Annotated in this window: 21 protein-coding genes; 14 read left to right on the top strand and 7 right to left on the bottom strand. The window is 34.6% G+C overall.

Features of this window, described 5'->3' with window-relative positions; all coding sequences use genetic code 11:
- Window positions 1–6: 6 nt before the first annotated feature.
- From asnB to VNJ50_RS04015, 7 genes are all read right to left on the bottom strand, one after another.
- A complete protein-coding gene (gene asnB, locus VNJ50_RS04045; RefSeq protein WP_325579296.1) occupies window positions 7–1,809 on the bottom strand; it encodes an asparagine synthase (glutamine-hydrolyzing) in 1,803 nt (600 codons plus the stop codon).
- A 137-nt stretch (window positions 1,810–1,946) separates the two neighbouring features.
- The gene (locus VNJ50_RS04040) at window positions 1,947–2,318 is read right to left on the bottom strand and encodes a hypothetical protein (RefSeq protein WP_325579294.1); all 372 of its coding nucleotides are present in this window, start codon (window positions 2,316–2,318) and stop codon (window positions 1,947–1,949) included.
- A gap of 2 nt (window positions 2,319–2,320) precedes the next feature.
- Window positions 2,321–3,520 (bottom strand): alanine dehydrogenase, encoded by a 1,200-nt coding sequence (locus VNJ50_RS04035; protein ID WP_325579293.1) that lies wholly within the window; start codon window positions 3,518–3,520, stop codon window positions 2,321–2,323.
- A 130-nt stretch (window positions 3,521–3,650) separates the two neighbouring features.
- Window positions 3,651–4,121, bottom strand: a complete 471-nt coding sequence (locus VNJ50_RS04030; RefSeq protein WP_325579291.1) for a hypothetical protein — start codon at window positions 4,119–4,121, stop codon at window positions 3,651–3,653.
- Between the two features lie 13 nt (window positions 4,122–4,134).
- A complete protein-coding gene (locus tag VNJ50_RS04025) occupies window positions 4,135–4,278 on the bottom strand; it encodes a hypothetical protein (RefSeq protein WP_325579289.1) in 144 nt (47 codons plus the stop codon).
- Between the two features lie 162 nt (window positions 4,279–4,440).
- Entirely contained in the window at window positions 4,441–4,884 is a 444-nt protein-coding gene (tsaE, locus tag VNJ50_RS04020; RefSeq protein WP_325579287.1) for a tRNA (adenosine(37)-N6)-threonylcarbamoyltransferase complex ATPase subunit type 1 TsaE, read from the bottom strand.
- A gap of 102 nt (window positions 4,885–4,986) precedes the next feature.
- Entirely contained in the window at window positions 4,987–6,540 is a 1,554-nt protein-coding gene (locus VNJ50_RS04015; RefSeq protein WP_325579285.1) for a bifunctional response regulator/alkaline phosphatase family protein, read from the bottom strand.
- Between the two features lie 39 nt (window positions 6,541–6,579).
- On the opposite strand from VNJ50_RS04015, the gene VNJ50_RS04010 reads away from it, so the two are divergent.
- The 14 genes from VNJ50_RS04010 to hisB form a co-directional block, all read left to right on the top strand.
- The gene (locus tag VNJ50_RS04010) at window positions 6,580–7,803 is read left to right on the top strand and encodes an HD domain-containing protein (RefSeq protein ID WP_325579283.1); all 1,224 of its coding nucleotides are present in this window, start codon (window positions 6,580–6,582) and stop codon (window positions 7,801–7,803) included.
- A 150-nt stretch (window positions 7,804–7,953) separates the two neighbouring features.
- Window positions 7,954–8,982: a UDP-3-O-(3-hydroxymyristoyl)glucosamine N-acyltransferase gene (lpxD, locus tag VNJ50_RS04005; RefSeq protein WP_325579281.1), complete on the top strand. Its 1,029-nt coding sequence runs from the start codon at window positions 7,954–7,956 to the stop codon at window positions 8,980–8,982.
- Window positions 8,969–10,375 (top strand): bifunctional UDP-3-O-[3-hydroxymyristoyl] N-acetylglucosamine deacetylase/3-hydroxyacyl-ACP dehydratase, encoded by a 1,407-nt coding sequence (locus tag VNJ50_RS04000; protein ID WP_325579278.1) that lies wholly within the window; start codon window positions 8,969–8,971, stop codon window positions 10,373–10,375. The genes lpxD and VNJ50_RS04000 overlap by 14 nt, the downstream gene beginning before the upstream one ends.
- A 75-nt stretch (window positions 10,376–10,450) precedes the next feature.
- Complete coding sequence (gene lpxA / locus VNJ50_RS03995) at window positions 10,451–11,236, top strand: acyl-ACP--UDP-N-acetylglucosamine O-acyltransferase (RefSeq protein WP_325579277.1); 786 nt, start codon at window positions 10,451–10,453, stop codon at window positions 11,234–11,236.
- A 59-nt stretch (window positions 11,237–11,295) separates the two neighbouring features.
- Complete coding sequence (gene efp, locus VNJ50_RS03990) at window positions 11,296–11,862, top strand: elongation factor P (protein ID WP_325579275.1); 567 nt, start codon at window positions 11,296–11,298, stop codon at window positions 11,860–11,862.
- A 76-nt stretch (window positions 11,863–11,938) separates the two neighbouring features.
- On the top strand, window positions 11,939–12,877 hold the full coding sequence (locus VNJ50_RS03985) for a UDP-3-O-(3-hydroxymyristoyl)glucosamine N-acyltransferase (RefSeq protein WP_325579273.1): 939 nt from the start codon (window positions 11,939–11,941) through the stop codon (window positions 12,875–12,877).
- Window positions 12,878–13,074: 197 nt separating this feature from the next.
- Window positions 13,075–13,950, top strand: a complete 876-nt coding sequence (gene sucD, locus VNJ50_RS03980; RefSeq protein ID WP_325579271.1) for a succinate--CoA ligase subunit alpha — start codon at window positions 13,075–13,077, stop codon at window positions 13,948–13,950.
- Between the two features lie 147 nt (window positions 13,951–14,097).
- Window positions 14,098–14,844 (top strand): 3-oxoacyl-[acyl-carrier-protein] reductase, encoded by a 747-nt coding sequence (gene fabG, locus VNJ50_RS03975; protein WP_325579268.1) that lies wholly within the window; start codon window positions 14,098–14,100, stop codon window positions 14,842–14,844.
- A 48-nt stretch (window positions 14,845–14,892) separates the two neighbouring features.
- Complete coding sequence (locus tag VNJ50_RS03970) at window positions 14,893–16,926, top strand: VWA domain-containing protein (RefSeq protein WP_325579266.1); 2,034 nt, start codon at window positions 14,893–14,895, stop codon at window positions 16,924–16,926.
- 13 nt (window positions 16,927–16,939) lie between these two features.
- Window positions 16,940–17,755 (top strand): prohibitin family protein, encoded by an 816-nt coding sequence (locus VNJ50_RS03965; RefSeq protein ID WP_325579264.1) that lies wholly within the window; start codon window positions 16,940–16,942, stop codon window positions 17,753–17,755.
- Window positions 17,756–18,038: 283 nt separating this feature from the next.
- Entirely contained in the window at window positions 18,039–18,896 is an 858-nt protein-coding gene (gene hisG, locus VNJ50_RS03960; RefSeq protein WP_325579262.1) for an ATP phosphoribosyltransferase, read from the top strand.
- Between the two features lie 51 nt (window positions 18,897–18,947).
- Window positions 18,948–20,231 carry a histidinol dehydrogenase gene (gene hisD / locus VNJ50_RS03955; protein ID WP_325579260.1) on the top strand — a complete coding sequence of 428 codons (1,284 nt, stop codon included), beginning with the start codon at window positions 18,948–18,950 and terminating at the stop codon, window positions 20,229–20,231.
- Window positions 20,228–21,265: a histidinol-phosphate transaminase gene (gene hisC / locus VNJ50_RS03950; protein WP_325579258.1), complete on the top strand. Its 1,038-nt coding sequence runs from the start codon at window positions 20,228–20,230 to the stop codon at window positions 21,263–21,265. Before hisD ends, hisC begins: the two co-directional genes overlap by 4 nt.
- A 12-nt stretch (window positions 21,266–21,277) precedes the next feature.
- The coding region (gene hisB / locus VNJ50_RS03945) for a histidinol-phosphatase (RefSeq protein WP_325579256.1) at window positions 21,278–21,913 on the top strand (636 nt) is incomplete at its 3' end.

The following is a 21,913-nucleotide window of genomic DNA, read 5'->3' as shown; positions in this document are numbered from 1 at the left end:
TCTTTGTTAAAATTGATACTTTTCATACCATTTACTCAAAACATATAATTTCCAGATATGCATTGTATGGTCTATATTCTGTTCCATGTGTTCGGATAAGAGAAGTTTAAATTTGGCAACATCGAGATTGGGAACCATATTTAAGAAATCATCGTTGAGGGATTTTAAGAATTCTTCTTTTAATTCGGTTCGCATCCAATCTCCAATTGGTACAGAGAAGCCTCGTTTTGGTTGGTCAAAAACTTCTTCTGGAATATATTCCTTTAGGATATCACGCAAAATCTTTTTTTGCCTTCCCTTTTCATATTTATAATTTATAGGGAGTGTTCTTGCATATTCTACTATTCTATAATCTAAAAATGGACTCCTGACTTCAACAGAGTATGCCATACTAGCTCTATCTACCTTTACATTACTGTCGTTCTCTAGCCATAGTTTTATATTCAAATCAGCGGCTTTTTGTAAAAAAATATTTGACCAAGTTTTATAACCTTGATAATACTTCATATAGTCCTGATTTTTTTTCTTTAAAAGAAATCCTTTTCTCGAAAAAATATTTTCAATAAAATCGTTTCTAGTTTTTGTTTTTAACGCATTCTGAATTCTGTGTGTATTCATCCCGAGAAATTTCAGTATTCCAGAACTTGCTATGAATTTTCTAATGGGGTATGGAAGATCAATTATTTTTTGGTTCTTTACAAGTGAATCAAAATGGTTGTAGCCAATAAAACTTTCATCGCCACCATCTCCAGAGAGTGCGACTGTAACATATTCCTTAGTTACTTTATTTAACAATAATGAAGGAAGGGCAGAACTGTCTGCGAACGGTTCATCATATACCTCTGTAAGTTTTGGAATAAGACTTAGGAAATCACTGGGATTACAAACAGTAGATTTGTGCTTTGTTTTTAGGATTTGTGAGTATTGTTCGGCTATTTTGCTTTCATCATATTCAGGATTATCAAATCCAATAGAAAAAGTACTGATTTGTGAATCTGAGACCCTTGCTGCAATACTTGATACTAGGGCCGAGTCAATTCCGCCTGATAAAAAAGAACCAATCGGAACATCAGATTGAAGTCTAATTCTAACAGCATCTAATAATAGATCGTGAAGTTCATTTTTTGCATCTTCGTAAGAAATATCCTTTATTTTGACCGGTTTTAAATTCCAATATTCATTAATAGTAAAATTATTGGTATTTAGATCAAATTCCATATAATTACCAGCCGGTAATTTATATACACCTTCAACAATGGTGTATGGGCTTGGGATAAACATGCAGTCCAAAAACATTGAAACTGCATCATCATTGATTTTCTTACCTGCTAGCATAGGTTTTATTTGGCTACAAATTTCAAGCTTATCATCATTCCAAGAATAATAAAAAGGTTTAACGCCAAGTCTATCTCGTGCCGAAAAGATTTTATTAGAGACTAAATCGTAAATAGAAAAAGCAAACATGCCATTTAATTTGTCAAGAATGTTTTTTCCCCAATGCTTATAGCCAATTAATAAAACCTCAGTATCACTCTCCGTATTAAAGGAATATCCTAAGTCAAGAAGTTCTTTTTTTATGGTTTTGTAATTATAAATTTCCCCATTATAAACAATTGTAAGATTCTCAGACGTCATAGGCTGATTTGATCTTGGATCTAAATCCAATATAGATAGTCGTACATGGCCAAATGTTAGATTGTTTACTTTGTGGATTCCTGTAAAATCTGGTCCTCTAAAAGAAATTGAATTAAGTTTAGTTCTTACTTCATTATCATTATAAGGAATGTTAGTTAAATAAATACCGCACATCTTGTTGTTTGTTTTTGGCTAAAAAATAGAGTTGAAATCTTAAATATAATCAACCTGGATTATGATGATATAGTTATCACTGCATTTAATAAATGGTTAAAAAGTCATAAAACAAATTATATGTAATCTTTTTCATTTCAATAAGCATTGATAGATTCAATGGTGGCCGATGAATCACAGTTTTTAATTTGCAGCCTGAAATTTTGATTCTTATAGTTGTTTTTGATAATGTAGGTTTTACAATCCTCAGCTTTGGTATCACTTTCAGAAAAATTGACATCGCCGTACTTAATTAAATCAGAAACTATGGTTGTGTCTATTTCAAACGATTGCATTGTTAAAATGGCATCATCAGAATAGATTTTTTGTTTCTGCGAAATGTTCTTTATGGTTCTTGCGTTAGGTCCATAAGCACATGACGTTTTCTTTCCACTTAAAAAAAACGCTAAAATAATTAGACCAATAGAAAAGCCGCCCAAATAGTAGCCGATGCGATGTATGAATTTCATTATTAAAAAATTAAAAGATTGACGTCACTGTATTTTAGATCAAACCAATCGGCAACCGATTTGTTTGTTAAAACACCGTGGTAAAAGTACAATCCATTTTTTAAACCGCGATCAAAACGAAGGGCATTTTCTATACCTCCATCTTCTGCAATTTTCAATAAGTAAGGTGTGAAGATATTACTGATTGATACTGATGCCGATCGGGAATATCGTGCGGGAATATTTGGTACGCAATAATGTACAATGCCATTATGTTCATAAGTAGGTTTATCGTGGGTTGTAACTTCGCTGGTTTCAAAACAACCTCCCATGTCAATACTTACGTCAATTATGACCGCTCCGGTTTTCATACAATCTACCATGGCTTCGGTCACAACAATTGGTGATCGGTTAACACCTCGCACGGCACCAATGGCAATGTCACATCGTTTTAAAGCTTTTATTAAGTTTTTGGGTTGCAGGGTAGAGGTGTAAATGGTCCTTCCTAAATTGGCTTGTACGGTGCGAAGCTTTGTAATAGAATTATCAAAAATCTTAACGTTTGCCCCTAATCCAATTGCTGAGCGTGCGGCAAATTCACCAACAGTACCTGCGCCAATGATGACCACTTCTGTAGGTGGAACACCGCTAATATTTCCAAACATCAATCCGTTGCCACCATTGATATTCGATAATAGTTCGGCAGCAATAAGAATGGAGGCAGTACCTGCAATTTCACTTAGCGATCTCACTGCTGGATAGGCTCCATCCTCGTCTTTAATAAACTCAAAGGCCAATGCCGTAATGCGCTTTGTGGCCAAAGTTTCAAAATATTTTTTGCTCTGCGTTTTTAACTGAAGTGCTGATATTAATAAAGTCTGTGGATTGATGAGTTTAATTTCATCTAAAGAGGGCGGCTCTACCTTTAAAATAATAGGGCATGCAAAAATTTTGGCCTTGTCTTTTGTTATTTCAGCACCAGCTTCGCTATATAAATGGTCCCTAAAATTGGCACCATCTCCTGCGCCTGCTTCCACCATAACACGGTGGCCATTGGATACTAAAGCAGAAACTGCATCAGGAGTTAAACAGACGCGTTTTTCTTGAAAATAAGTCTCTTTTGGAATACCAATAAACAGATTTCCTTTTTTTTTAAAGATTTCTAAGGTTTCTTCTTGTGGAAGTAATTGTGCTCTAGTAAAAGGAGAAATGGATTTGCTCATTTGATTTTAAAATAATGAGTCAAATTACAACTATTTTTTGATTTTTTAGTGAATGATAAAATTAATCGTTATCAAATATTTTAAGAGGTCATTAGACACTTACCAATTGGAAATGCCATAATAATAGTTTTTAGAAATATTCCTTGATAGAGTTGAAAACACCTTTAGGCTTGATTTTAAACTCATCCTCTAATTCTTGCATTGTTTTACCAGCATCATTGATTTTGTTAAAAACCTTAGCTCTTATTAGATAGATAGAAGGAATAATTATCGCCATGATCGGAATTAAAAATAGGATCTGATTGCTGTCCACATAACTTAAATCTTCATTAAAAATAGTGAAAATTTGAAATGAAAACATCGCAATCGGGACTAATAGAACATGATACCACCAATGGCGACAAGTGAAAAACCAGATAAACATAAGTAATAATGGTATTGTTTTATTGGTTAATGTCCAAGCTAATACAAAAACACTTCCATAATTCTTGCTATCATAAGTAAATAAAAAAGTGTCCCAAACTTGCTCGTCTGGAACACTTTCATAAAGGTAAAATAAATAAGGAGTAGCAGCAATAATAGTTGCTATAATGCTACCCATTAAAAACTTTTTCTTATCCCCATTTCGGAACGATAATTCTATTTCTTTCAATTTCTGTTGTGGTTTGTTCATTGAGGTCAATAAGATTTGTAGCTTGTGCAGTGAACAACGCACCACCGAAAATTGCCAAGGCAATCATGTACTTTTTTGTTTTCATAATTCAAGGGATTTAATTAATTGGTTCAAACTTAAGTTTAACAATATAAAATCACTGTTAATCAAATGTTAAAAACAATTGCTAAAATCACTTATACGTTACGGTTTTTCCGTACTTTTCATGTTTGACGCGGGGTGTGGCTGCTAAATTTATTCAAGTTTTTTACTGCATTTTTGCTATTTGTTTGGTTAAGTTTGTTTTTACTCCCATTTTTAGGGTTCTAGAGCCATCAATATTTGCCGTAATTTCAATATTGTTAAAAAAATCCGGAAGTAAATTTCCTAATTTTTCTGGCCATTCAATAAAAATCCACTCTTGGGAAAATAAATAGTCTTCAATCCCAAAATCTAGAGCTTCTTGTTCATCTTTTATTCTAAATAAATCAAAATGATAAATAAGACCGTCGGGTATTTCGTATTGATTTACAATTGAAAATGTAGGGCTATTTATGTTCTCAAAACTTCCCAATTGTTTAGATAATTCTTTAATCAAAGTTGTTTTCCCAACACCCATTTCACCGTAAAACAAAAGTGTTTTGGATGTTGCATGTTTCAATATGGTTTCTGCAATTGTTTCAATATCATCAATATAATATTTGCATTCCATGTGGTAGATATTCAATTTGATTTATGTTGCAATAATATACATAAAATATGAGAAAAACTAATAAATTGTGCATTTCATCGTCTTTATGTGTATTATATAGATTTATTTCGGGTTAAAAACAACAAATGGAATGATCATTTCTTCTAAAGAAACACCACCATGTTGGTATGTGTTTCTGTAGTAGCTTACGTAATGGTTGTAATTATTGGGATACGCCAAAAAAATATCGCTTTTTGCAAAAATAAAGGAACTACTCATCGTTATGGAAGGTAGTAGGATAGTTTTGGGATCCTTGATTGCAAACACGTCTTTGGCTTCAAAGGTGAGGCTTCGCCCTGTTTTATAGCGCAGATTTAAACTGGTATCGCGATCTCCAATTACTTTTGAAGGATTGTTTACATTAATAGTCCCGTGGTCGGTGGTAAGGATCAATTTAAAGCCCAGTTGTTGTGCTTTTTGAATCATTTCCAATAATGGCGAGTTTTTAAACCAGCTCAAAGTGAGAGAACGATATGCTTTGTCATTAGATGCTAATTCCTTGACCATTTCCATTTCGGTTTTGGAGTGTGAAAGCATATCTACAAAATTGTAAACAATAACAGAAAGATCATTGTTTTTAAGGGATTTGAAATTTTCAACCAGTTTTTTTCCTGATTGGAGATTGGTGATTTTATGATATTCAGTTTTTAAATTCTGTAGGCCCAATCGTTTGAGTTGGGCTGTCAAAAACTCAGCTTCATAAAGATTTTTACCGCCATCATCAATGTCGTTTCTCCAGTATTCTGGATGGCGCTTTTCCATTTCTAGTGGCATTAGGCCTGAAAAAATAGCATTTCGAGCATATTGTGTGGCTGTTGGTAGAATGCTGTAAAATGAACTTTCGGATACTTTTTTATAATAACTGTTAATATTGGGTTCGAAGGCTTTCCATTGGTCATAGCGCAAATTGTCAATAACAATTAACAAGGTGGATTGTGTATCACTTAGTTCTGGCACAACTTTGTTTTTAAAAACGTTATGTGACATCGTTGGGGCATCGGCATTGTCGGTAAACCAATTGACGTAATTCTTTTCTATAAATTTTCCAAATTGTGCATTGGCTTCGGTTTTTTGCGATTTTAGGATTTCTGTAAGTCCAACGTCTTCAATGTCTTCAAGTTGAAGCTCCCAGTAAATTAGTTTCTGATATAAATCGGCCCATTCATCATGACTATTCACCATGGCCATATCCATAGCGATTTTTCTAAACTCTTGTTGATAATTGGAGGTTGTTTTTTCTGAAACCAATCGGGAGTGGTCCAAGTTCTTTTTTAAACTCAGTAAAATTTGATTAGGATTTACGGGTTTTATCAGATAATCTGCAATTTTATTACCAATGGCCTCTTCCATAATATATTCTTCCTCACTTTTGGTGATCATTACAATAGGGAGATTGGCACGACGCTCCTTAATTTCGTTCAGAGTTTCCAAGCCTGTTAAACCTGGCATGTTTTCATCCAAAAAGACAATATCAAAGTTGGTGTTTTCAATGATTTCTAAAGCTTCAGTACCGCTTTTGCAAGTGGTAATCTTGTAGTCCCTTTTTTCTAAAAAGAGTATATGGGGTTTTAACATGTCAATTTCGTCGTCAACCCAAAGAATGTTTATGTTGTTCATGTATCTTTGTGTATAATTTAATGCTTAAATTTTTCAAGTTTGAATAAAGTAAACAAACTCAAAATATTCAACGACCCAATTTACGGATTTATTACAATACCAAATTCGTTGATTTTTGATTTAATCGACCATAAGTATTTTCAACGCTTGCGGCGAATTTCGCAAATGGGCATGACGTATCTGGTATATCCCGGCGCACATCATACCCGGTTCCATCATGCCATAGGGTGTATGCATTTAATGCAAAGAGCCATAAATACCCTTGTTTTTAAAGGTGTTGACATTTCAAGGGAAGAAGAAAATGCTCTGTTGGTTGCCATTCTTTTGCATGATATTGGACATGGTCCTTTCAGTCATGCCATGGAACATAGCATTGTAACAGGCATCTCCCATGAGGCTATTTCACTCCTTTTTATGGAGCGTTTAAATGTCGAATTTAACGGAAGTTTAACGCTGGCCATTCAGATGTTTAAAGGAGAATATCACCGAAAATTCATGGGTCAGCTTATTTCCAGCCAGTTGGATATGGATCGTGCGGATTATTTAAAACGTGATAGTTTTTATACCGGTGTTGCCGAGGGAAATATTAATGCCGAACGTTTGATTACCATGCTCAACGTTGTGGATGATGAGTTGGTGGTTGAGGAAAAGGGAATTTATAGTGTCGAGAAGTTTTTGGTCGCAAGACGGTTGATGTATTGGCAGGTATATTTGCACAAAACAAGTATTGTTGCCGAACAGCTTTTAATGCGCGTTTTAAAACGCGCAAAAGAGCTTACAAATAGAGGCGTTGTCCTAAAGGCAAGTAGTGCTTTGGATTATTTTCTTAAAAAAGAAGTTAACCATTCAAATTTCACATCAGAAACACTCGATGTTTTTTCGCTTTTGGATGATTATGATATTGTGTCTGCAATGAAAGAATGGCAAAACCATGAAGATTTTGTACTAAGTAATATCTGTTCAATGATAATTAACAGGGATTTGCTTAAAGTAAAATTAAAAAACAAAAAGCACAAAATCGAAAATGTAAATACTTATAAGGACAGACTAATGAAGCAGCATAATATTAGTGCCGAAGAAGCATCGTATTTTGTGTTTACCGGAGAAATTACAAATCAGGCGTATCAATTGGGGGCACAACATATTAATATCTTGTATAAATCCGGTAAAATACAGGATATTGTAAAAGCATCCGACCAGCTAAACTTAAAAGCACTTTCAAAACCAGTAACAAAATTTTACATTTGCTATCCAAAGGAATAATCCTTTTTATTGGTTTTCAGTAAATTGTATCTATTGTTAAAAATAATTAAAACAGTAATATAATTTTAAACCCTGTACCTATGTTTCTTTGAACGATATTAAGAAGGACAAACATCAATATATGGTACATTTTTTCTATTTTTGCGGTTGATGAAATTTACAGCATTACAAATAGCAGGGATTTTGGAGGGCGAAATTGTTGGCAATCCAGATATCGAGGTCTCAAAACTTTCCAAGATTGAAGAGGGGACAGAAGGGTCGTTGACATTTTTAGCCAACCCCAAGTATAAATCGTACATCTATTCTACCAAAGCATCTATAACCATTGTCAATAAAACTTTTGAACCAGAAAATGAAATAAGCACTACACTTATAAAAGTGGATGATGCCTACAAATCATTTTCAAGACTTTTGGAATATTACAATCAAGCAAAACTCAATAAATTTGGTATTGAACAACCTTCCCATATTTCGGAAACGGCTATTTATGGTGATAATGTTTATATTGGAGCCTTTACTTATATAGGTGAAAATGTTAGGATTGGAAATAATGTCAAAATATTTCCAAATTCCTATATTGGGGACAATGTTAAAATTGGAAATGACACTGTTTTATTTGCGGGTGCAAAGGTGTATTTTGATTGTATTGTTGGGAATAATTGTGTTATTAATTCGGGTGCTATCATCGGTGCCGATGGCTTTGGCTTTGCACCAAATGAGCTGGGAGAATATTCAAAAGTACCACAAACAGGAAATGTGATTTTAGAGGATTTTGTGGATATTGGAGCAGCAACAACTATTGATAGAGCAACTTTAGGTTCTACAATTATAAGGAAAGGTGTAAAATTGGATAATCAAATTCAAATAGCACATAATGTCGAAATAGGTAAAAATACGGTTATTGCTGCACAAACCGGTGTAGCAGGATCTGCCAAAATTGGAGAAAACTGTATTATTGGTGGCCAAGTAGGAATTGTTGGACATATCACTATTGGCAATAACGTAAAAATACAAGCACAGTCTGGTGTTGGACGAAATGTCAAGGATGGCGAAGTACTTCAAGGTTCTCCGGCATTTGCCTACGCCGATTATAATAAATCTTATGTGTATTTTAAAAAGTTACCTATAGTAATGAAGGAAATTAACAAAATGGATAAGAAAATAAATGGGAATAGTTAAGACAGACATCAAACAGAAAACAATCCAAAAGGAGGTTTCTCTAACGGGTGTTGGATTGCATACAGGTAATAATGTAACACTTACATTCTTGCCTGCACCAGTGAATTCTGGATATACATTTAAGCGCATTGACCTTGAAGGTGCGCCATTGGTTGAAGCGGATGCTAATTATGTTACCAATACCCAACGTGGTACGTGTTTAGAAAAAAACGGCGTGGTAGTTCAAACTTCAGAGCACGTTCTGGCAGCGCTTGTTGGAATGGACATCGACAACGTTATTATAGAATTAGATGCTTCTGAACCACCAATCATGGATGGGTCTTCTAAGTTTTTTGTGGAAGCTCTTGAAGAGGCTGGCCTTGTTGAGCAAGATGGTTTTAGAGAAGAATACGTCGTTACAGATGTTGTTACTTATTTTGATGAAGATTCGGGAAGTGAAATTATAATCATGCCATCCAAAGAGTATCAAGTGACTACGATGGTCGATTTCGGAACAAAAGTATTGGGCACCCAAAATGCCACGTTAAGTACTATTCACGATTTTAAGGAGGATATTTCAAACGCAAGAACCTTCAGTTTTTTGCACGAAATTGAAATGCTATTGGAGCACGGATTAATAAAAGGTGGCGATCTTAATAATGCCATTGTTTATGTGGATAAAAAACTATCAACAGAAACAATGGAAAAATTGAAGGTTGCTTTTAAAAAGGATAATATTGCTGTTAAACCAAATGGTGTTCTGGACAATTTGACATTACACCATCCCAATGAAGCTGCACGTCATAAACTCTTGGATGTTATTGGCGATTTGGCACTTATTGGTATCCGTTTAAAAGGCAAGGTCATCGCTAATAAACCGGGACATTTTATTAATACGCAGTTTGCTAAAAAAATGTCAAAAATCATCAGAAACGAAAGAAGGAGCAATGTTCCTGTGATCGATTTGAACCAAGATCCATTAATGGATATCAATCAAATCATGGATATGTTGCCACACCGACAACCGTTTTTGTTGATCGATAAGATTTTTGAGTTGACAGATTCTGGCGTCATCGGTATGAAGAACGTCACTATGAATGAGCCTTTCTTTGCAGGGCATTTCCCGGGAGCTCCCGTAATGCCTGGAGTTTTAATAGTAGAAGCCATGGCACAAACAGGTGGTATTCTTGTTTTGAGCACCGTTCCGGATCCGGAAAACTATTTGACATTTTTCATGAAAATTGATAAAGTGAAATTTAAGCAAAAAGTGGTCCCAGGCGATACGTTAATCTTTAAATGTGATCTTATCACACCTATCAGAAGAGGTATTTGCCATATGCAAGGCTATGCTTTTGCAAACGGTAAACTTTGTGCCGAAGCCGAATTAATGGCTCAGATTTCCAAAGTGAAATAATAAATTAAATTATCAATTAAAATCAGATAGTTGCTAAGCCAATTAAAAGAACATAAAAAAAATAAAATCAAGGAAATGAACCAACCACTAGCATATGTACATCCTGGAGCTAAAATAGCAAAGAATGTTGTGATTGATCCTTTTACAACCATACATAATAACGTGGTAATTGGCGATGGGACTTGGATAGGGAGTAACGTGACCATTATGGAAGGCGCTCGTATAGGTAAAAATTGTAATATTTTTCCAGGAGCAGTGATTTCTGCAATTCCTCAAGATTTAAAATATCAAGATGAAGATACCACTACCGAAATTGGTAACAATGTGACCATTAGGGAATGTGTGACCATTAATAGAGGTACTACCGACAAAATGAAAACCGTTATTGGAGATAATTGCCTCATCATGGCCTATTGCCACGTAGCACACGATTGTGTGATTGGTAATAATTGTATTTTTTCAAATAATAGTACACTTGCAGGTCATGTGGTGATTGGAAATTACGTGGTTTTGGCAGGAATGACTGCCGTACATCAGTTTTGTTCAATTGGTAACCATGCTTTTGTGACCGGAGGATCTTTAGTCCGTAAGGATGTACCGCCTTATGTAAAAGCCGCACGAGAACCTTTGTCTTACGTGGGGATTAATTCGGTGGGATTACGACGTCGTGGTTTTTCTTCGGATAAAATCAGGGAAATTCAAGATATTTATCGCATTCTTTATCAAAAAAATTACAATAACACACAGGCTTCAGAAATTATAGAAGCAGAGATGGAGGCCACACCAGAGCGTGACGAGATTTTACAATTCATAAAAAATTCGCACCGCGGAATTATGAAAGGCTATTTCAAATCAAGTTAGATTTATAATAGAAATCCAAAAAATATAATTATAAACAAATTACAATATAGAATTATAAAATGGCAACTACAGCAGATATACGCAATGGATTGTGCATTAGGTACAATAATGATATTTATAAGATCGTTGAGTTTTTACATGTTAAACCTGGAAAAGGACCAGCGTTTGTTAGAACTAAAATGAAAAGTGTAACTAACGGAAAAGTATTGGAAAATACGTTTTCTGCAGGTCATAAAATTGACGACGTTCGTGTAGAAACACATAAATTTCAATTTCTATACCATGATGGTGAATATTACCATTTCATGAACCAAGAAGATTATTCGCAAATTAGATTGTTGGAAACCGCTTTAGATCGTTCTGATTTAATGAAAGAAGGTGAAGTCGTTACCATTCTTATCAATGCCGAAGATGGCATGCCGCTTTCGGTAGAGATGCCAGCAACAGTAACTTTAGAAGTTACTTCTACAGAGCCTGGTGTTAGGGGCAATACGGCAACCAATGCAACAAAACCTGCTACAGTTGAAACAGGAGCAGAAATAAATGTACCACTGTTCATTAATGAAGGCGATAAAATTAGAATTGAAACTGAAAAAGGTACGTACAGAGAACGCGTTAAGGAATAAATTTTGACATCAATTGATGTTTCTTAACAAATCCTGTTGCAACTTTTAATGGTGTGCAATTTAATACTAAATAGCAATGAAGTTTCCAAAACCATATACCTTAAAGGAAATTGCAGAGATCATCAACACATCTTATATAGGTAATGATGATTTTCCTGTATTGGGCATGAATGAAATCCATGTTGTTGAGCCTGGTGATATCGTGTTTGTCGATCATCCAAAATACTATGATAAAGCGTTAAAATCGGCTGCAACTATTGTATTGATCAATAAGGAAGTTGAATGTCCGGAAGGAAAAGCATTGCTTATTAGCGATGATCCATTTAGGGATTTTAATAAACTTACTCAGCATTTTAACCCGTTTAGAAGTGCATCTAAAAGTATTTCAGATTCAGCTGTAATTGGAAAAAACACTGTGATCCAACCCAATTGTTTTATAGGTAATAATGTACATATTGGTGATAATTGTTTGATTCATCCTAATGTCATCATCTATGATGATACGATTATTGGTGATAACGTTACCATTCATGCGGGTACGGTTTTGGGAGCAAGTGCATTTTATTATAAAAAACGCCCCGAGGGTTTTGATCAATTAATTTCTGGAGGTCGCGTCGTTGTTAAGGACAATGTTCATATAGGTGCCCTTTGTACCATTGATAGAGGTGTTACCGGTGATACTATTATTGGTGAAGGCTCAAAACTGGATAATCAAATCCAAATTGGGCACGATACCGTAATTGGCAAAAAATGCTTGATTGCTTCACAAGTGGGTATCGCCGGTTGTGTGGTAGTTGAAGATGAGGTCACCTTATGGGGCCAAGTAGGAAGCGCTAGTGGAATAACCATTGGAGCAAATGCGGTAGTTCATGCACAAACAGGCATAAGTAAATCTCTTAAAGGTGGTAAAACCTATTGGGGAACTCCAGTTCAGGAGGCTAAAAAAGAATTGAAGGATAAGGCTTTTATTAAGCGAATTCCAGAACTTTTGGAGCAATTGAAAACAAATAAATAATGTTATTATAGCAAGTTTTAGTATCATCTTTAGAGTAAAATAAGATAAACTTTATAGAGGTTTTAAAATTAGCTAAGTTGACAAGTATAATACGTATAGTTATAAATAATTGTTAGAAATAAAAATTCAATAAAGACTTCATAAATGCTGTTAAAAGGATTACTTTTGCGAAGTCTTAAAATTAAAAAATAATATAAATGAGCGTTTTAGTAAATAAAGATTCAAAAATAATTGTGCAAGGCTTTACAGGTAGTGAAGGTACTTTCCATGCAGGACAAATGATAGAATATGGAACTAACGTGGTTGGCGGTGTTACTCCAGGCAAAGGTGGACAGAGTCATTTGGACAGACCAGTGTTTAATACTGTTAAAGACGCAGTAGATCAAGCTAAAGCAGACACTTCTATTATTTTTGTGCCACCAGCTTTTGCGGCTGATGCCATTATGGAAGCTGCCGATGCAGGCATTAAGGTTATTATCTGTATCACTGAAGGTATTCCTGTGGCTGACATGATTAAAGTAGCAAGTTATATTAAATCTAAAGACTGTCGCTTAATTGGACCTAACTGTCCAGGTGTGATCACTCCTGGAGAAGCAAAAGTTGGAATTATGCCAGGTTTTGTTTTCAAGAAAGGTAACGTTGGTATTGTATCCAAATCGGGAACTTTAACTTATGAGGCTGCAGATCAAGTTGTAAAACAAGGGTTAGGTATCACTACAGCAATTGGTATTGGTGGTGATCCAATCATCGGAACTACAACCAAAGAAGCGGTTGAGTTATTGATCAACGATCCTGAAACAGAATGTGTAGTGATGATCGGTGAGATTGGAGGACAATTGGAGGCTGATGCAGCCAATTGGTATAAAGCAAGTGGAAGTAAAAAACCAATTATCGGATTTATTGCTGGCGAAACTGCACCTGCCGGACGTACTATGGGACACGCCGGAGCCATTGTTGGTGGTAGTGATGATACAGCCCAAGCTAAAAAGAAAATCATGAGAGCCTGTGGTATCCACGTTGTGGATTCACCTGCTGAAATCGGTAAAAAAGTTGCCGAAATCATGGCAAAATAAATATAATACAATGTAATGAAACCTCACAACTTTGTGAGGTTTTTTGTTTTCAAACAGCTTCTTATTCTTATATTTGAAAACAGATTTATCAACCAAGTTTGAGTGCAAAACTTAATTACAATAGCATTCACTACTAAAATTATAGTTATGAAATTATTAGAAGGAAAAACAGCAATTATTACAGGAGGAAGCAGAGGAATAGGTAAAGGTATTGCACAGGCTTTTGCAGCACACGGTGCAAACGTTGCATTTACCTATAGTTCTTCGGTAGAATCAGCAAATGCGTTGGAAAAAGAATTAATTGATTTAGGAGTTAAGGCTAAAGGATACCAAAGTAATGCGGCCGATTTTACAGAATCCCAAAAATTAGCAGACGATGTGTTAGAGTACTTTGGAAGCATTGATATTTTGGTGAATAATGCTGGAATCACAAAAGATAATTTGCTGATGCGTATGGGCGAAGAGGATTTTGATAAGGTTATTGAAGTCAATCTAAAATCTGTTTTTAATATGACCAAAGCTGTTCAACGTACCATGCTAAAGCAACGTAAAGGTTCAATCATCAATATGAGTTCTGTAGTTGGTGTAAAAGGAAATGCCGGTCAGGCCAATTATGCAGCTTCTAAAGCAGGTATTATTGGTTTTTCAAAATCTGTGGCTTTGGAGTTGGGTTCTCGTAATATCAGAAGTAACGTCATCGCTCCAGGATTTATAGAAACTGAGATGACCGCCAAATTAAATGAAAATACAGTAAAAGGATGGCGTGAGTCTATTCCATTAAAACGAGGTGGAACCGCTGAAGACGTTGCCAATGTTTGTGTATTTTTGGCAAGTGACTTAAGTGCTTATGTTACAGGTCAAACTATAAATGTTGATGGCGGAATGCTTACCTAATCAATTTCCACGAAAGTGGGAATCTTATGCTTTTTACTTTAAAGCTTAATGCAAACAGAAGCAATCCTTTATATCATATCAGCAGGAATTATAGCGCTATTATTAGCGCTTTTTCAGTATATATATAAGTCAAAGAAACATTTGAAAGTCACAGTTTTATTGACTTTTTTGAGGTTTTTGACGATTTTTTCAATTCTGTTGCTTTTGATCAATCCCAAATTTGATTCGACACTTTATTATAACGAAAAGCCAAGATTGGTTGTGGCAATTGATAATTCGGAATCGGTAAAATATCTGGAACAAGACAAAAAAGCAAAAAACTTTGTAGCATTACTTAAAAATGATGATGGTTTAAACGAGCGGTTCGATTTAGAATTTTTCACTTTTGGAAAAAATATTAATACTTTGGATAGTTTGGCCTTTAATGAAAAACAAACCAATCCAACACTTTTGTTTGAGCAGTTTTCAGAGGTGTATGCCAATACATTAGCACCTATGGTATTAATTACTGATGGAAACCAAACCTACGGAAATGATTACGAATATGTTGCACAAAAGTATAAACAGGTTATTTTTCCATTGATTTTAGGTGATACCACCAGTTATAACGATTTAAGGATCGAACAACTTAACGTCAATAAATATGCGTATTTAAAAAACAAGTTTCCTATTGAGGTAATTGCAGTTTATAATGGTCATGATAATGTTCATTCTCAATTAAATATAACATCCGGAAATACTGTAGTTTTTTCTCAAAACTTAACTTTTAATAAGGACCAATCCAGTCAAATTATCCATTTAAACTTACCTGCCGATATTCCCGGAGTTCATAGTTATAAAGCTGAAATTGTTGCTATTGCCAACGAGAAAAACACCATTAATAATATTAAAAATTTTGCGGTAGAAGTTATCGATAAAAAGACACATGTTGCGATTGTTTCAGATATGATACACCCCGATTTGGGTGCCTTAAAAAGAGCCATTGAAAGTAATGAACTTCGCCAAGCATCTATTGTAACACCTTCCGAATATCTTAATTCAACTGATGATTTTCAACAACTTATTTTATATCAACCAAATCAAAATTTTAAGTCGGTTTATGATCAAGTAGAAACATTACAGCTCAATACATTCACAATTCTTGGTACAAAAACCAATTGGTCCGAACTGAATAATCTTCAGCCTTATTTTAAGCAAACCATCACCAATCAATATGAAGATTTTCAAGCAGAGCCTAATTCAAATTATAATGTATTTATTGTTGAAAATTTAGATTTTTCTGATTTTCCGCCTTTGCAAACAGAATTTGGCGAAACTGTTTTTTCCGTAGCGACCGAAGTCATTTTGTACAAAATGGTCAATGGTATTCCGCTAAAAGAACCTTTGTTGTTAACTTTTGAAGCCGATCAAAAACGAGCGGCAGTTTTGAATGGTGAAGGCATTTGGCGTTGGAGAGCACAAGTTTATTTGAATGAAAATTCCTTTTATCCATTTGATGATTTTATTGGCAAAATCATTCAATATCTCGATTCCAATCAAAAAAGAAGTCGCTTGAATGTGTCTTATGAGTCTTTTTATAATGGAAATGATAATCTGGTAATTACCGCTCAGTTTTTTAATAAAACTTTTGAATTTGACAAAACTGCCAATCTAGAAATCGTCCTGAAGAATAAAGATGAAGGTCAATCGGTCAATTTTCCGTTTATCTTAAAAAACACTAATTATCAAGTAGATTTAAGTGGTATGCCAGCTGGCGATTACGAGTTTACTGTAAAATCATTGGACGAAAATATTTCAATGTCTGGTTCATTCAAAATTTTAGATTATAATGTAGAGCAACATTATTTGAATGCCAATGTTTCAAAACTTCAAAATGTCGCAACTTACAGTCAAGGAAAAGCTTATTTTATTGATAAAACAAGCACATTTATAAATCATTTAATGACCGATGAAAGGTTTGCAACTGTTCAAAAAAGCTCTAAAAATGTTGTACCTTTGATCGAATGGAAATTTCTATTGGCGTTCATTGCATTTAGCCTATCTGCAGAATGGTTCATTAGAAAATATACCGGTTTAATTTAACTAAAAACTATTCATGGAAAAATTACCTAAAGTTGCATTACCAGCAATAATTGCTGCAATTGTATTAATTATTTTACTTGCTAAATCGGCAGTAACTATTGAGTCAGGACAGGCTGGCGTACTTTATAAAACCTTTGGTGGCGGTGTGGTTACCAATGAGCCACCTCTTGGCGAAGGTTTTCACATTATTGCACCTTGGAACAAGGTTTTTATTTACGAAGTAAGACAACAAGAAATTTTGGATAAAATGAATGTTTTATCTTCTAATGGTTTGGATATTAAGTTGGAAGCTTCTGTGTGGTTTCAGCCAACCTATGAAAATCTTGGAAAATTACATCAAGAAAAAAGCGAAATGTACAAAGAACGTATTTTATTGCCAGCTATTCGTTCAGCAGCTAGAAGTGTCGTGGGGCGCTATACGCCAGAGCAATTATATTCTAGTAAGCGTGATGTAATTCAGCAAGAAATATTTATTGAAACTCAAAAAATAGTCAAGGATCAATACATTCAATTAAATGAGGTTTTGGTGCGTGACGTGACTTTACCACCAACCATTAAAGATGCTATTGAGCGTAAATTAAAACAAGAACAAGAGTCTTTGGAGTACGAATTTAGATTGGTCACGGCATCTAAAGAGGCTGAAAAAGCAATTATTGAGGCGCAAGGTAAAGCTGATGCCAATAAAATTTTAAGTGCATCATTGACCGATAAAATTCTTCAGGACAAGGGCATTGAGGCAACTATAAAACTTTCAGAGTCAAGCAATAGTAAGGTTATTGTTATAGGTTCTGGAAGTTCTGGAATGCCAATTATTTTGGGCAATCAGTAATTTATTTTTAAAAATTATTTATAAAAAGCTTTGTTTTAAAAATATAATATTCATATTTGCAATTCATAAATACGAAATGACTTTTATTCAACTACATCATCACCATCATCATATTTGCACTCAAGCGAATTGAAGATGTATTGAATAAAATCAACATATTTTAAAACCGTTTGAGTAAATCAAGCGGTTTTTTTATTCCTTAAAATCCAGGAATCTTCTCCAAAAATTTACTCAGACAAAAATTAGTTTAATTAAAAAAGCACCTTTTTTGGTGGGCACTAAAATGAGTAAATTAAAAATAGCAGTTCAAAAATCGGGTCGTTTGCATGACGACTCCATGAAAATCTTAAAAGATGTTGGTATTTCTATCGACAATGGTATTGATCAACTTAAGGCATCTGCCAAAAACTTTCCTTTGGAGGTGTTTTATCTTCGAAATGGCGATATTCCACAATATTTAAGAGATGGTGTAGTTGATGCCGCAATTATTGGTGAAAATATTCTAATCGAAAAAGGAAAGGATATTAATGTAGTAGAAAAATTAGGTTTTTCGACTTGTAAAGTATCCATAGCTGTTCCAAAATCATTTAAATACACAACCATAAAGGATTTGGAAGGCAAACGGATTGCAACTTCCTATCCAAATACGGTTCAGCAGTTTCTTGATAAAAATGGCATTGACGCAAAACTGCATATTATCAATGGTTCGGTTGAAATTGCTCCCAATATCGGACTTGCAGATGCTATTGTTGATATCGTTTCTAGCGGTAGTACACTTTTTAAAAACAATTTAAAAGAGGTTGAAGTACTATTAAAATCTGAAGCTATTTTGGCAGTTTCTCCTTTAATTTCCAATAAAAGCAAAACCATTTTGGAGAAATTGCAATTCAGGTTTCAATCGGTTCTAAAAGGGCGGCAATCAAGATATGTATTGCTAAACGCACCAAATGATAAACTCGATAAAATAATTAACGTTTTGCCCGGTATGCGTAGCCCAACCGTATTGCCTTTGGCGCAAGAAGGGTGGAGTTCTATACATTCCGTAATTAATAAAAATGACTTTTGGGAAATTATCGATGAGTTGAAAGCTAATGGAGCCGAAGGTATTTTAGTCTGTCCAATCGAAAATATGGTTATTTAACTTTCTGTTTTAAACGCTATCATTTTCAGTATAATACAAAATAATAAAACGATGCAAATCATAAAAAATCCAAATAGAAACCAATGGTCTCAATTAATTAAAAGACCAACCCAATCCATTGAAAATATTGAATTAACGGTTGAGGAAATTTTTAAAGATGTACAACGTAATGGAAACCTAGCGATTCAAAAATATACCGCTCTTTTTGATGGTTGTGATGCTGAAGTTACCATGGTGTCTGATGAAGAAATGAATTTCGCTTCCAAGAATGTTTCAGATGAATTAAAATCTGCCATCCAAATGGCAAAGCAAAATATCGAAACGTTTCATAAAGCACAAAAAACAAACAAAGTTCAAGTAGAAACAATGCCTGGCGTTCTGTGTTGGCAAGAAAAGCGGCCTATCGAAAAAATAGGATTGTACATTCCAGGTGGCACAGCACCTCTGTTTTCTACAGTATTAATGCTAGCGGTTCCAGCAAATATTGCAGGTAGTAAAGACATTGTTCTTTGTTCACCGCCCAATAAAAATGGAGCCATTTCAAACGAAATCCTTTATGCAGCACAATTGTGTGGTGTAACTAAAATTTATAAGGTTGGCGGTATTCAGGCCATTGCTGCCATGACTTTTGGAACTGAAACCCTTCCTAAGGTTTATAAAATTTTTGGACCTGGAAATCAATTTGTAACGGTTGCAAAACAACTGGCTACCAAATATGGTGTTGCTATAGATATGCCCGCTGGGCCAAGTGAGCTTTTAATTTTTGCAGATGATTCGGCCAATCCTGCTTATGTAGCTTCCGATTTGCTGAGCCAAGCCGAACATGGTCCAGATAGCCAGGTTATTCTGGTTTCTACTTCTGAAACATTTATTGCTAGGGTAGAATCAGAAATTGAAAGACAATTGGAGGTTTTGCCAAGAAAAATAATGACAAGGAAAGCCATTGAAAATTCCAAGTTAATTTTAATCAATGGCAATCAAGAAGCCTTAGATTTTATCAATGCTTATGGTGCTGAACATTTTATAATATGTTCAGAAAATGAATCGTTTTTTATAAACGGCATCATCAATGCCGGATCGGTTTTTATTGGGAATTATACCCCAGAAAGTGCTGGTGATTATGCTTCTGGCACCAACCATACCTTGCCGACCAACGGTTATAGTAAAGCGTATTCAGGTGTAAATTTAGATAGTTTTTTAAAAAGTATCACCTTTCAGAAAATAACTAAAACAGGATTGCAAAACATTGGAAAAACCATTGAGCTAATGGCAGAAGCCGAAGGTTTGCAAGCCCATAAAAACGCAGTTTCAATTCGATTAAAAGATATACAATGAGCATACAACATTTGATTAGACCTTCAATTAAATCCTTAAAACCCTATGCTTCGGCACGTGATGAATTTAAAGGTCATAAAGAACATTTAACATTTTTGGATGCTAATGAAAATCCGTTTGAAAATGGTATAAATCGTTATCCAGATCCTCAGCAAAAGGAATTAAAAGCAGTAATTTCTAAGCTAAAAAATATTCCTGTCGAACAAATTTTATTAGGAAACGGAAGTGATGAAGTATTAGATTTATTGATCAGAATGTTTTGTGAACCAAACATCGATAATATTTTAATTCTGCCGCCAACCTACGGGATGTACGAAGTTTTGGCAAATATCAATGCGGTTGAAGTTCTTAAAATTAATCTGTCAGAATCAGCTTTTCAACCTCAAAATACGGCTGTTTTAAATACAGCTAGTGCCAATAGTAAAATTCTTTTTCTATGCTCGCCAAACAATCCTACAGGAAATAGTTTTGAGGCTGATCGTGTTGAGTTTTTATTAAAAAACTTTAAAGGTATCGTTGTTATTGATGAAGCTTATATCGATTTTTCAAACGAAGAAAGCTGGTTGTCGCGACTAAAGGAATTTCCCAACCTTGTCGTTGTTCAGACGTTGTCAAAAGCTTATGGCATGGCGGGTATTCGTTTGGGCATGTGCTTTGCTTCCGAAGCAATAATAGCAACCCTAAATAAAATTAAACCGCCATATAATATTAATGAATTGACCCAAATAAGCGCCATTGAGCAACTTCAGAAAGCAGATTTAGTACAATCTCAAATTATGTCTTTAATTAATGAAAGAGAACTTCTGGTTAGAAGTTTGGATCAGGTTGCTTTTATTAAAAAAATATATCCATCCAACACCAATTTTGTAATGATAAAAGTTGATGATGCCAGCAAGCGTTACCAACAACTTATCGAAAACGGAATTGTGATACGCAATAGAACGACACAACCCTTATGCGAAAACTGTTTGCGACTGACCATTGGGACAACTGAAGAAAATATGAAACTTATTGAAACTTTAAAACAATTGTAACTGATAAATATTATGAAAAAAGTACTTTTTATAGATCGTGATGGCACCATTATTATCGAACCAGAGGATTATCAAATAGATAGTTTTGACAAACTGGCTTTTTATCCCAAAGTATTTCAGTATTTGGGAAAGATAGCGAAAGAGCTGGATTACGAAATTGTAATGGTCACCAACCAAGATGGTCTGGGAACAGATTCTTTTCCAGAAAACACCTTTTGGCCGGTTCATAATTTTATTGTTGATGCATTTAAAGCTGAGGGTATTAATTTTATGGAGCAATTTATTGATCGCACTTTTGATGAAGATCAGGCGCCAACTCGAAAACCACGAACAGGTATGCTCACTCAATATTTCTCTGATTCTTATGATTTGGCAAATTCTTATGTCATTGGTGATCGTTGGACCGATGTTGAATTGGCTGGAAATTTAGGTTCAAAAGCAATATTTATCAACAATCAAACATCTGGTTTTATAAAACCTGACAACAATACATTATCAGGAGTTATCGGTTTGGAAACTACGGATTGGGAAGAAATTTATACGTTTCTTAAAGCAGAAAATAGAATTTCAAACCTTGTTAGAAATACCAATGAAACAAAAATTGCCATGGAAATCAATCTTGATGGTACGGGTAAAAGTGAGATAGAT

This window comes from Gelidibacter sp., from assembly GCF_035577925.1.
In the GTDB taxonomy this organism is placed as follows: domain Bacteria; phylum Bacteroidota; class Bacteroidia; order Flavobacteriales; family Flavobacteriaceae; genus Gelidibacter.
This window is presented reverse-complemented; position numbering and strand designations above follow the sequence as displayed.